Consider the following 11,643-nt stretch of genomic DNA (forward strand, 5'->3'; position numbering starts at 1 on the left):
CGAGCATGCTAGTTGCTATTGATGGGGTTGGCGCGGGCATCGATGCTGCGGCCATGGCCGACAGCTTGCGTGTATCTGGGAAGTTTTGGTTTTGAAGCAAATACCGCTTGCGATTGGTCCCGAGCCAATCTTTACCTTTGAAAATTTTTTACCTGGCGCCAATAGCGCGGCCTTGGCGCATGTGCAGGCGCTCAAGCCCGGAGGCGCAGGTGAGCCGCCGGTGTTCCTGTGGGGGCCGCCTGGCTCGGGCAAGACCCATGTGCTGCGCGCTTTGGCCCAGCATTGGCAGGACGGCGGGGCCCAAGTGGCTTGGTACGACGCCGATACTTGCCTGCCCTGGGAGTTGCCCAGTCAGCCCAGCCTCTTGATTCTGGATGACTGTGAGCGCTTCGATGCCGGCCAGCAGCATGCGGCCTTCGCCTTGTTCGTCGAGGCCGCCACCGAGGGCTTGGCCGTGGTGGCCACCGGCAGTGCGCCGCCGACCGACTTGGTGCTGCGTGAAGACCTGCGCACGCGTTTGGGCTGGGGGCCGACATTTGCTTTGCAGCCGCTGTCCGAGGAAGAGACCCGATCGGCCCTGCGCCGTGAGGCCGATCGACGCGGTATTTTGTTGGGCGATGAGGTGATCGATTACCTGCTGACCCGGTTTGCGCGCGACCTCAAGCACCTGATGCGCTTGCTTGACCGTTTAGATGAATTTGCACTCGCCGCCAAGCGCGCGGTGACGGTGCCCCTGCTGCGCCAGATGTTGGCCGATGAAGGACTTGTTGGATGAATTTGACTCTTTTTGATCTTGACGGCACCTTGATTCCGAATGACTCGGATCACGCTTTTGGTGCTTTTATGGTCGATATCGGCTGGGCCGATGGCGAGCAGTGGCGCCAGCGCAATGACGAGTTCTATGCCCAGTACCAGGCCGGCCGTCTGGATCTGGATGGCTATATTGATTTCGCCACCGCGGTCTGGCGCAGCCGCCCCTTGGCCGAGGCTCATGCGGCCCGCGAGCGCTTCATGCAAGAAGTGATGGCGCCCATGTTGCAAGAGAAGGCGCGTGCCTTGGTGCGCCAGCATTTGGATGCCGGTGACTTGGTCGCCATCGTCACTGCGACCAATGAATTTGTCACCGAGCCGATCGCGCGCGCATTTGAGGTGGAGCATCTGTTGGCAGTGCAGTTGCAGCGTGACGCTGCGGGAGCGTATACCGGCGTCGTGCAAGGTGTGCCGTCCTATCAAGCTGGCAAGATCAGTCGGGTGAAAGACTGGCTGGCGGACTTGGGGCGACAATGGCAGGATTTCGAGCGCATCACCTTCTACAGTGATTCGGTCAATGACTTGCCTCTTCTGGATCTGGTCAGCCACCCGGTGGCCACCAATCCGACCCCGGCCTTGGCGGACATCGCGTCCGCCCGCGGCTGGCCCATTCTGAATCTGTTCGCATGATCAAAAAATTCATAGACAAGTTGCTGGGCAAGCCCTCGCTGGCCAAAGTTGCCAAGGTGGCCAAGTCCGCAGCGCCTGGCAAAACCGCTCTGGGCAAGCGGGTCGAGGTGCAGGTGGCCGAGCATGGCATCGACCCCAGCCTGTTGGACGAGCGTGCCGTGCGCGTGGTACAGACCTTGACCGATGCGGGCTACGAGGCCTATATCGTCGGTGGGGCGGTGCGCGACTTGTTGCTGGGCATGCGACCCAAGGATTTCGATGTGGCCACCAATGCCACGCCGGAGCAGGTCAAGGGCTTGTTCCGCCGGGCCTTCATCATCGGCCGGCGCTTTCGCATCGTCCATGTGGTGTACGGGCGTGGCCGTGAGCACGAGGTGATCGAGGTCTCGACCTTCCGGGCCTTGCTGGTCAATGAGGGTGCCGATCAGGTTGCCGGCAACGAGAAGACCTCGAAGGAAGAGTTGGCGGGCAAGTCCCATGTGGTGGACGCTGCTGGCCGGGTGCTGCGCGACAACGTCTGGGGCCCGCAGGTCGAAGACGCGGCGCGGCGCGATTTCACCGTCAATGCCTTGTATTACGACCCGCAGCGACAGTTGGTGGTCGACTATCACGGCGGTCTGGCCGATGCCAAGAAACGCGTGCTGCGCATGATTGGTGACCCCGAAACGCGCTACCGCGAAGACCCGGTGCGCATCGTGCGTGCGGTGCGCTTCGCTGCCAAGCTGGGCTTTGAGCTCGAAGCCAAGACCCGTGCGCCAATCAAGGTGATGTCGGAGTTGCTGGCCAATGTGCCGGCCTCGCGTCTGTTTGACGAAATGATCAAGCTTTTGCAGACCGGGCACTCGCTGGCCAGTCTGGAAGAGTTGCGCAAGCAGGGTCTGGCGCGCGGCGTTTTCCCGATTCTTGATGCGATGCTGGATGAAGAAGGCAAGTTGGCCGAGGGCGTGCGTGGCAAGTTCGTGCGTCAGGCCTTCGAAGACACCGATCTGCGCGTCTCCGAGGGGCGTGGGGTGTCGCCAAGCTTCATGTTGGCCTGCATGTTGTGGTTTGAGGTTCTGGAGCGCTGGACGCGCAACCGTGAGGCCGGTGAGCCGGCCATCCCGGCCTTGCAGCAAGCCATTGATACGGTGTTCGATGCCCGCATCGGCGACATCTCCGGTCGCGGCAAGCTGGCCACCGATATGCGCGAAATCTGGATGATGCAGCCGCGCTTTGAGCGGCGCACCGGCAGTGGCGTCTACACCTTGGTGGATCAGCCGCGCTACCGAGCTGGTTTCGATTTCCTGCGTTTGCGCGCCGATGCCGGTGAGATCGATTCGGCCCTGGCCGATTGGTGGGAAGACTTTGCGTTGGGCACCGACGATGAGCGCGAGGCCTTGTTGGATGAGGCGCGCGAAGCCGACAAACAACAGCGCCGCAGCGGCAAAGTGCACCAGTTGCCACGCAAACCGAAAGCTGAAACGGCGCCAGGGGCGGCCGCAGATTCGGCCGGGCCCGATGACCACGCGGCGGCCGGTGCATCGGTCGGGGGCGATGGCGCTCCGGCCAAGAAGCGCCGCCGTCGGCGCAAGCCTTGCGGCGCCAAGCCCGCCAGCGCGGCCGATTCCGTGTCCTGAATGGCCGCCGGCCCGGTCCTGGCCTATATCGGGCTGGGCGCCAATCTTGGTGATTTGGCGCTGACGCTTCGATGCGCGTTGCAGGCCATGGCGGCCATGCCGCAGACCCGTTTGTTGGCGGTGTCCACTGCCTATCGCAGCGCGCCGATCGAGGCGGGTGGCCCTGATTATTTGAACGCCGTGGCGGCACTCGAGACCGGCTTGCCGGCCGAGTTGTTGCTGCAGGGTTTGCAGGCGATCGAGTTGCAGCATGGGCGCGAACGACCCTATGTCAATGCGCCTCGGACGCTTGATCTGGATGTGTTGCTGTACGGTCAGCAGCAGATCGATACCGCGAGCTTGAGCGTGCCGCATCCCCGCCTCAGTCAGCGGGCCTTTGTGCTGCTGCCTTTGCTGGAGTTGGCACCTGCACTTCAGGCGCCGGGTCTGGGTGATTTGCGTACCTATTTGCCGGGTGTCGCGGCACAGCCCATCGAGCGGCTGGATATGGTCTTGATCAACGTTTGAGGCCTTTGCTGCGGCGCTGCAACTACACTTCATGTATTGCTGTTTATGACGCAGCGATGACAAACACATGAATTGCGCGTTGATTTGACGAGAAACTCCTCGTCGCGCGTCCCCGGAGACCCCTGAAAATGTTTTTCAGCAAACTACTGCCCCGCGAGGGCAATTTTTTCGAACTGTTCAATGAGCATGGTGGCCAGATCACCGAAGGCGCGCGCGCCTTCATGCAGATGCTGCACAACTACAACGACACCGAGCTGCGCGAAAAATTCGCGGCCGAGGTCGATGCCGCCGAACATCAAGCCGATCGCGTCACCGCCGAGGTGAACCGCCAGTTGCATCGCACCTTCATCACGCCGATTGATCGCGAGCAGATTCACGGTTTGATCAATGCGATGGATGACATCCTCGATCTGCTGCAAGACGCGAGCGAAACCCTTTCGCTCTACGACGTGCGCAAGATTCCCAACGATGTGATTCGATTGGGTGAGCTGAGCGCCAAGTGCTGCGAACGGGTTCAGCATGCGGTTTCGCTGCTGCCGAAGCTGAGTGAGCCTGCCACGGCCGAAGCCGCCATCAAGACCTGCGAAGAGATCGACAAACTGGAGTCGGATGCCGACCGAGTGATGCGTTCGGCGATGTCGAGTCTGTTCCGCGAAGAGCCGGATGTGCGAGAGTTGATCAAGCTGAAGGCGATCTACGAACAGTTGGAGTCAATCTCTGACCGTTGTGAGGATGTGGCCAATCTGATCGAGGGCATCGTCCTCGAAAACTCCTGAGTCGCCCGCGATGGAATCGGTGCAGGTAGCCTTTTGGGTCGTCGCCTTGCTAGTTGTTTTGGCGATCCTGTTCGACTTCATGAACGGGTTTCATGATGCGGCCAATTCGATTGCAACGGTGGTCTCGACCGGCGTTTTGAAACCGCAGCAGGCGGTGTTGTTTGCGGCGTTTTTCAATGTCTTGGCGATCAGCTTTTTCCAGCTTAAGGTGGCGGCCACGATTGGCAAGGGGATCGTGGACCCCGGCATCGTGGATCATCATGTGATCTTTGGTGCGCTGATCGGTGCAATCACCTGGAACGTCATCACCTGGTGGTACGGCATCCCGTCGAGTTCGTCTCACGCCTTGATCGGCGGCATAGTTGGTGCCGTGGTGGCCAAGAGCGGCCCTGGAGCGCTGGTGGCGGGTGGCGTGATGAAGACCGTGCTCTTCATCTTCGTCTCGCCCTTGTTGGGATTCTTGCTGGGCTCACTGTTGATGGTGATCGTGGCCTGGTTGTTCCGGCGTAGTTCGCCCTTGCGGGTGGATAACTGGTTCAGGCGCTTGCAACTGGTGTCTGCCGGCCTCTACAGCTTGGGTCATGGCGGCAATGATGCGCAAAAAACCATCGGTCTGATCTGGATGCTGCTGGTGGCTTCGGGCTATATGGCGGCCCAGGATAAGAGTCCGCCCAACTGGGTCATCTACGCCTGTTACATCGCCATTGGTATGGGCACGATGTTCGGCGGCTGGCGCATCGTGCGCACCATGGGTCAGAAGATCACCAAGCTGAAGCCAGTCGGTGGTTTTTGCGCCGAAACGGGTGGGGCAATCACGCTGTTTTTGGCCACCGCCTTGGGCATCCCGGTCTCAACAACACACACGATCACCGGTGCCATCGTTGGCGTAGGCTCGGTGCAGCGCGCTTCGTCGGTGCGTTGGGGTGTGGCCGGCAATATCGTTTGGGCCTGGATTTTCACCATCCCTGCCTCGGCCTTTGTGGCGGGCGTCTGCTATTGGCTCAGCTTCGTGCTGTTCTGAATCTTTGGCGGAGTAGGGGCGAGCGCCCGCAAAGAAAATGGGCCCGAGGGCCCATTTTTATTTGCCGCTCGCTGCAGCGGGTCTTGCCTTGGCCTCGGCCGGTTTGTCTTGCGGGGCTTCAACCTGGCTTTCAAAGTAGCGCTGGGCGCTGAAGGCGATCGTCGACATCAGGCTGATGCCGCCGATCATCACGCAGGCAATCACCGCGATGATCACTGCCCAGCCACTCGGACGGATGGTTTGACCTGGGTTGTGCTTGGCGTTCCAGTCGGCGTCTGATGTGAGTCCGTAGACGATGCCGCTTATCGTCGCATTCACCAGCATCAGGCCCAGTACCGGAATCAACACCCAGGCTAGACGGTCGTCCTGTCCGAGTTGATCCATGCGCTGGACGCCGTAAAGTCCGATCAAGGTCGGCCAGGGGTGCAGCCAGCCGAGCTTGTCTCCAAATCCGTGCAGATAGAACCGGTGCAGGCCAAAGCTGCCCAGCAGCAAGGCCAGCCAGGCGGTCACGGTTTTTGATTTGTAGGGGTGCGAGTCGCCGTTCGCGTTGCCGCTCAGGGCCTCGTTCATTGCGGCGCTCATTCCGGGCTGCCCTGGTCGCCCAGGCCCAGCGTGCGCTGCATCATCACCACATCAAGCCAGCGACCGAATTTCCATCCTGCACTGTGCAAAACGCCGGAGTCCTGAAAGCCCAGTGCCTGATGCAGGCCAATCGAGCCCTTGTTGTTGGAGTCGCCAATGACGGCCAGCATTTGCCGGGCGCCGGCCTGTTCGCAACGGGCGATCAATTCGGCCAGAAGCAAGCGGCCCAACCCTTTGCCTTGCTGGCCGGGATGCAAATAGATCGAATCTTCAACGCAGAAGCGATAGGCAAGGCGAGGTCTGAAAAAATTCGCGTAGGCATAGCCCAGGATTTCACCCTCTGCTTCGGCGACCAGCCAAGGTAGCTTGCGTTCCAGCACCTCGTTGCGACGCCTAGACATTTCATCCAGACTCGGGGCCTCGGTTTCAAAGGTGCCGGTGCCATGCGCCACGGCATGGGCATAAATGGCTTGGATGGCCGCCAAATCGCTGTCGCGACAGGGGCGAATCAGCATTTGGCTTGGGATTTTGGAATTTTCTCTGTTCATGTCTGTGCCGAGTTGAATGTCCGAGTTTATAATGCTGGGTTTTGGCGCTGGTCGAATAGGCTTTGATTCTGCTGATGAAGCGGGGGCGGGAAGATTCGGCGTATCTACAGTGTCAACCACGGCGGCTGCGGTTTGAGTGCTTGTTTGTCCATTGCTTTTGGTGATGTACACAAGGTTTGAGCTTCGGCGCTACCCCCGATCTATTCGCCCTGAGTGTCTCCTGGTGCGATGGATGCAATAGATTCATAGGAAACATCATGGTTGTAATTCGTCTGGCTCGCGGCGGCTCCAAGAAGCGCCCCTTCTACAACATCGTCGTGGCAAACAGCCAAATGCGCCGTGACGGCCGTTTCATCGAGCGCGTGGGTTTCTACAACCCCGTGGCTTCCGGTGCTGCTGAGCCGCTGCGCGTCGCGATGGACCGCGTCAACTACTGGATCGGTGTCGGCGCCCAGTTGTCGCCCACCGTCGAGCGTCTGGTGACCCAGGCCAAGAAGGCTGCCGTCTAAGTCGACGTCAGACATTCTGCAATGACAAGATCACCCGCCGATATCCGCTCCGTGTCTGCTGCCTCTGACGAGTTGGCTTGGCCCGAGGATGCGATTGAAGTCGGGTGCATTCTTGATGCCTGGGGCGTCAAGGGCTGGTTCAAGGTGCAAGCCTATTCCAGCGACGCCCAGGCGCTGTTTTCCTCGCGGCGCTGGTTTCTCCGTGCGCCCGAGGGTAACGGCCCCGTCGTGGCACGCGCCAAGCCGCTGCCTCGAGTGTTGAAAGTTTTGTCGGTGCGCGAGCATGGCGAAGGCATTGTGGCCAACGCCCAAGATGTCGCGGACCGCAACGCGGCTGAAGCCCTGCGCGGAGCGCGCATCTTCATTTCGCGTTCGGCCTTCCCCAACGCAAACCCTGATGAGTATTACTGGGTCGATTTGATTGGCCTGACGGTCATCAATCGTCAAGGTGAGACCTTGGGCGTGGTTGAAGGTCTGATTGATGCAGGCCCCCACAGTGTGCTGCGCATCACCCCTCCGGGCCTGGATGCGCCGGTAAAACCGGACCAAGAGCGTCTGGTGCCTTTTGTGTCGGCCTTTGTTGACGATGTGGATCTGGAGCAGCGCCAGATCACCGTTGACTGGGGTCTGGACTACTGATTCGGGCCGAACTTCTTTCGGTTCAGCGCAGCATGCGCTTTGACGTCATCACCCTTTTTCCGGAGCTATTCGGGCCGCATTTGAGCCAGGGCGTGACACGCCGGGCCTATGAGTCCGGGCAGGTGGATGTGAAGCTCTGGCAATTGCGCGACTTTGCCGATGACAACTATCGCCGCGTCGACGATCGACCTTATGGCGGTGGCCCGGGCATGGTGATGCTTGTGGAGCCGCTGGAGCGGGCCCTTGCTGCAGCCAAAGCGGCCCGGCAGGAGGCTCGGGCCGACACTGGCGCGCCGGCCATCATTCATTTCAGCCCGACCGGGCTTCCCATTACCCAGGGCTTGATCGAGCAATTGGCGCAAGGGCAGGGTGGCGTGCTGCTGTGTGGCCGCTACGAGGGCATGGATCAACGTTTTCTTGATCGGCATGTCACGCTCGAATTGAGCTTGGGCGACTTTGTCTTGTCGGGCGGGGAGCTGCCGGCGCTGGCGCTTTTGGATGCGGTGGCGCGGCTGCAAGACGGGGTGCTCAATGACGCGCAGTCGCATCAGCAGGACAGTTTTTCGGATGGCCTGTTGGACTGCCCGCATTACAGCCGGCCCGAAGTCTTGAATGGCATGCCGGGGCAGACGGAGTCCTTGCCGGTTCCCGAGGTTTTGCTGTCTGGGCATCACGCCAAGATTGCCCGCTGGCGTCGTGAGCGCTCTTTGGCGATTACCGCCCAACGCCGGCCGGAGTTAATTGCCGCGGCGCGTGCGGCCGGACGTTTGAGCAAGGCAGATGAGCGCTTTTTGCTTGGCTTGGCTGCGGTAGCGGCTGAGGTACCGCCGGAAGGCTAGGCGAAACGCTCAATTCGGGCTATACTTGCGGGCTGTCCGATCCTCTGGTGGGTGGGTTTTGAGTCGAAGTTTTTGGCTCATGTGCTTTTTTGATTCCCGTGTTGGTGAATCAAAGCCCGCGCCGCCATGATCACTAGGAGAACTCTGTGGACTTGATCCAAACCCTTGAGCAAGAAGAAATTGCTCGTCTGAACAAGACATTCCCGACTTACTGCCCAGGCGACACGGTCATCGTGAGCGTCAACGTCGTTGAAGGCACACGCAAGCGCGTGCAAGCTTTTGAAGGCGTGGTGATCGCCAAGCGCAACCGTGGTCTGAACTCCAGCTTCATCGTGCGCAAGATCTCCAACGGCGAAGGCGTGGAGCGTACGTTCCAGCTGTACAGCCCGCTGATCGCTTCGATCGAAGTCAAGCGTCGTGGTGATGTTCGCCGCGCCAAGCTGTACTATCTGCGCGACCGTTCGGGCAAGTCGGCTCGAATCAAGGAAAAATTGGGCTGATCACTGCGATCTCCCTGATGGCACCCCGGTGCCATCACTGCTGGCACTGTGCATTTCATGTCATTGCCAGCCTGCGCAAGCAAGCAAAGCCGCCCTCGGGCGGCTTTGTCCTTTTTGGGTCCCAACGAGGCGCGCTCAGTGCGCATGTGGCATGGCCGCTGCCTCGCTCATTTGCCTCTATGCTCGAGCCATGAGCCGTCTCCCGATTCTTGATCCTCACGTCGTGCCGGTGACCGGCGTTGACGCCCACTTGCCCGCGGTGCCACTTGAGCGCCTCCAGGTGGATGCCTTGCGCCAGCGCTTCGCACAGCCACCCACATGGCAGCCTGAGATCAATGGTGACGGCCCGCAGCTCACCCAACGCAGCCCTGCGGCGGCTGCTGTGCTGGTGCCGCTGGTCTTGCGTGACGGGGGCTTAAGCCTCTTGTTGACGCGTCGTTCTGAGCAACTGCGCGCCCATGCCGGCCAGATCAGTTTTCCCGGCGGGCGCGTCGAACCGACGGATGCGTCGATTGAAGCGGCCGCCTTGCGTGAAACGGAAGAAGAGATCGGGCTCAGCCGTGAGCACATCGAGGTCCTCGGGCGATTGCCGGTGTACAGCACTGTCACGGCTTTTCAGGTCACCCCGGTGGTGGCCTTGGTGACTGCGGGCTTTGATTTGCAGCTGGATGGAGGGGAAGTCGCCGAGGCATTCGAGGTGCCGCTGCAGTTTTTGATGACGCCGGCCCACCATCAGCACCACCGCTTTGAGTTTGCGGGTGGCGAGCGTCAATTTTTATCGATGCCTTGGCGCAACAATATGCACCCCGATCAGCCCAAAGACTACTTTATCTGGGGTGCAACAGCGGCCATGCTGAGGAACTTCTACCGTTTCCTTTCGGCGTGAGCTGCGGCGCCCGCTATCATCCCCGGCCATGAACTTCTTTGCGGTCCTTTTGGCCTTGCTGTGTGAACAGCTGAAACCTTTACGCCATGGCAATGGCGTTCACCACGGCGTGATCAGCTGGGTCCGTTGGACCGGTCGTAACTTCGACGCCGGACGGGATCATCATGCCACGGTGGTCTGGGGCATCACCGTGATCGGCCCGGCCTTGGTCGCTGCAGCGATCTATCTGGTCGTTGGCCATTTCAGCTTGATGCTGGCTTTGGCCTTGGATGTGCTGGTGCTGTACCTGACGCTGGGCTTCAGGCAGTTCAGCCATTACTTCACCGACATCCGCGATGCGCTGGAGCGCGGGGATGATTTGGAAGCACGGCGCCTGTTGTCCGAATGGCGGCATCTGGATGCCAGCGAGTTGCCACGAACAGAGTTGGTCCGCCACGCCATCGAGCATTCGCTGTTGGCTGCTCACCGCCATGTCTTTGGCGTGTTCTTCTGGTTTGTGGTCTTGTCGACCTTGGGGCTGGGGCCGGCGGGTGCTGTGCTGTACCGGATGGCCGAGTTTGTCAGCCGGTACTGGGCGTTCAAAAGCCGCACGCTGGAGGCACCGACCAATATGCGCCTGATGAGCTTGTCTCGTATGCTGTTTGCATGGGTCGACTACCTGCCCGCAAGGCTGACCGCTACTGGGTTCACCATTGTCGGCAATTTTGAAGAGGCGGTGAATGGATGGCGTCGCGACGCCGGCCTTTGGTTGCATCCCAATGAGGGCATCATCTTGGCGACAGCGGCGGGAGCGCTTGGGCTGCAGTTAGGTGGTGCTGCGGCTCCCGGCGTGACGCCCGATCGCAGCAAGACCTTCAGCTCCGGCATAGATGGTGATGAGACCCTGGCCGAGGGCTCTACGCCCGGCCAATTGCCGCAGCTTGGCCATTTGCAGAGCGTCGTCGGCTTGATTTGGCGATCGGTTGTTTTGTGGATGCTGTTGTTGGCGCTACTGACATTGGCCAATTTGGTCGGATAAAAGGGTCAATCGGCGCGAAAAAGACGCTCCGATTGGCACTTGGGCCTTGTGGGGTTTAAAGTTCGCATGACGGATGTCGAAAATATCCACATGATCTGTGGCAATAGGTTCATGGCAGCCATTTGGGCTTGAACCGGCTACAGCCCTGCAATCTCTCTCTTGTGGAGGTTTGCCATGATTACTTCAGTCACGGGGACGGCCGAGAAAAATTCCGGCCAAATCGCCCGAACCAGTTCAGATGAAGCCTTGAAGCGCACCGAGTCGGTTCGTCCAGCTAAGGCGCCTGTCAAATCGGAGCCTAAGCCTGAATCGGCGGTGGTGGAAATTTCCAGCGAAGGTGCGCGCCGAGCCCAACAGCAGAGCCAGGTTCAGAATCAAAAGGTCGCCCCAGCCGAGACGGATGCTAAGGCGCAAGGCAGTGTTGAGGCGCAGCGCTCCGACCATGGGCCAGAGGCCTCGGCTGCTAAGTCGAGTGCAGCCCAGCAGGGTGCCGCTACAACGGTCCAGCAAGACCAGGCATCCACGGTCAAGGAGTTTGACGATGCCGATACCAATCAGGACCACACGGTCAGCGTGTTGGAGCGGCGAGCCTACGACTTCATGCATCCCACATTGAAGATGGCTGGCGATGTGGAGTCGGAATCGGGCCAGCAGGCGCAGCCGCAGCCTTCTCGCGCGGTAGATGCCGAGTTGAAAGCCTATGCGGAAATTGCCAAGGCAGGCCGCAACGTTTGATTCGACAAACGTAGTTCGGCTGCA

General features: G+C 60.2%; 15 protein-coding genes. 13 read left to right on the top strand and 2 right to left on the bottom strand.

All coding sequences use genetic code 11. The features are described 5' to 3' along the window. Positions 1 to 91: 91 nt before the first annotated feature. The 6 genes from hda (at position 92) to WG899_RS20525 (ending at position 5,360) form a co-directional block, all read left to right on the top strand. On the top strand, positions 92 to 775 hold the full coding sequence (gene hda, locus WG899_RS20500; protein ID WP_339597520.1) for a DnaA regulatory inactivator Hda: 684 nt from the start codon (positions 92 to 94) through the stop codon (positions 773 to 775). Beyond that, positions 772 to 1,440, top strand: a complete 669-nt coding sequence (locus WG899_RS20505; RefSeq protein ID WP_339597521.1) for a histidinol-phosphatase — start codon at positions 772 to 774, stop codon at positions 1,438 to 1,440. Before hda ends, WG899_RS20505 begins: the two co-directional genes overlap by 4 nt. Continuing rightward, complete coding sequence (pcnB, locus tag WG899_RS20510) at positions 1,437 to 3,056, top strand: polynucleotide adenylyltransferase PcnB (RefSeq protein WP_339597522.1); 1,620 nt, start codon at positions 1,437 to 1,439, stop codon at positions 3,054 to 3,056. The genes WG899_RS20505 and pcnB overlap by 4 nt, the downstream gene beginning before the upstream one ends. Further along, complete coding sequence (gene folK / locus WG899_RS20515; protein WP_339597523.1) at positions 3,057 to 3,563, top strand: 2-amino-4-hydroxy-6-hydroxymethyldihydropteridine diphosphokinase; 507 nt, start codon at positions 3,057 to 3,059, stop codon at positions 3,561 to 3,563. A 128-nt stretch (positions 3,564 to 3,691) separates the two neighbouring features. Then, on the top strand, positions 3,692 to 4,339 hold the full coding sequence (locus WG899_RS20520; protein ID WP_339597524.1) for a DUF47 domain-containing protein: 648 nt from the start codon (positions 3,692 to 3,694) through the stop codon (positions 4,337 to 4,339). A gap of 10 nt (positions 4,340 to 4,349) precedes the next feature. Next, positions 4,350 to 5,360, top strand: coding sequence for an inorganic phosphate transporter (locus WG899_RS20525; protein ID WP_339597525.1), 1,011 nt, complete (start codon positions 4,350 to 4,352; stop codon positions 5,358 to 5,360). Between the two features lie 57 nt (positions 5,361 to 5,417). On the opposite strand, the gene WG899_RS20530 is transcribed toward WG899_RS20525, so the two are convergent. Then, positions 5,418 to 5,933, bottom strand: coding sequence for an NINE protein (locus WG899_RS20530; RefSeq protein WP_339597526.1), 516 nt, complete (start codon positions 5,931 to 5,933; stop codon positions 5,418 to 5,420). An 8-nt stretch (positions 5,934 to 5,941) separates the two neighbouring features. Then, complete coding sequence (locus WG899_RS20535) at positions 5,942 to 6,460, bottom strand: GNAT family N-acetyltransferase (RefSeq protein WP_339597527.1); 519 nt, start codon at positions 6,458 to 6,460, stop codon at positions 5,942 to 5,944. Between the two features lie 290 nt (positions 6,461 to 6,750). Between WG899_RS20535 and rpsP the strand changes: the two genes are divergently transcribed. The 7 genes from rpsP (at position 6,751) to WG899_RS20570 (ending at position 11,619) form a co-directional block, all read left to right on the top strand. Continuing rightward, positions 6,751 to 7,002 (top strand): 30S ribosomal protein S16, encoded by a 252-nt coding sequence (gene rpsP / locus WG899_RS20540; protein ID WP_263540094.1) that lies wholly within the window; start codon positions 6,751 to 6,753, stop codon positions 7,000 to 7,002. A gap of 21 nt (positions 7,003 to 7,023) precedes the next feature. Then, a complete protein-coding gene (rimM, locus tag WG899_RS20545) occupies positions 7,024 to 7,641 on the top strand; it encodes a ribosome maturation factor RimM (protein ID WP_339597528.1) in 618 nt (205 codons plus the stop codon). Between the two features lie 32 nt (positions 7,642 to 7,673). Continuing rightward, positions 7,674 to 8,480: a tRNA (guanosine(37)-N1)-methyltransferase TrmD gene (gene trmD / locus WG899_RS20550; RefSeq protein ID WP_339597529.1), complete on the top strand. Its 807-nt coding sequence runs from the start codon at positions 7,674 to 7,676 to the stop codon at positions 8,478 to 8,480. A gap of 146 nt (positions 8,481 to 8,626) precedes the next feature. Then, a complete protein-coding gene (rplS, locus tag WG899_RS20555; RefSeq protein WP_263517580.1) occupies positions 8,627 to 8,980 on the top strand; it encodes a 50S ribosomal protein L19 in 354 nt (117 codons plus the stop codon). 190 nt (positions 8,981 to 9,170) lie between these two features. After that, positions 9,171 to 9,866 (top strand): CoA pyrophosphatase, encoded by a 696-nt coding sequence (locus tag WG899_RS20560; protein WP_339597530.1) that lies wholly within the window; start codon positions 9,171 to 9,173, stop codon positions 9,864 to 9,866. Between the two features lie 28 nt (positions 9,867 to 9,894). Further along, complete coding sequence (locus tag WG899_RS20565; protein WP_339597531.1) at positions 9,895 to 10,884, top strand: CobD/CbiB family protein; 990 nt, start codon at positions 9,895 to 9,897, stop codon at positions 10,882 to 10,884. 174 nt (positions 10,885 to 11,058) lie between these two features. Then, complete coding sequence (locus WG899_RS20570) at positions 11,059 to 11,619, top strand: hypothetical protein (protein ID WP_339597532.1); 561 nt, start codon at positions 11,059 to 11,061, stop codon at positions 11,617 to 11,619. Positions 11,620 to 11,643 lie beyond the last annotated feature (24 nt).

Source organism: Paucibacter hankyongi (assembly GCF_037482915.1).
Taxonomy (GTDB): domain Bacteria; phylum Pseudomonadota; class Gammaproteobacteria; order Burkholderiales; family Burkholderiaceae_C; genus Paucibacter_A; species Paucibacter_A hankyongi.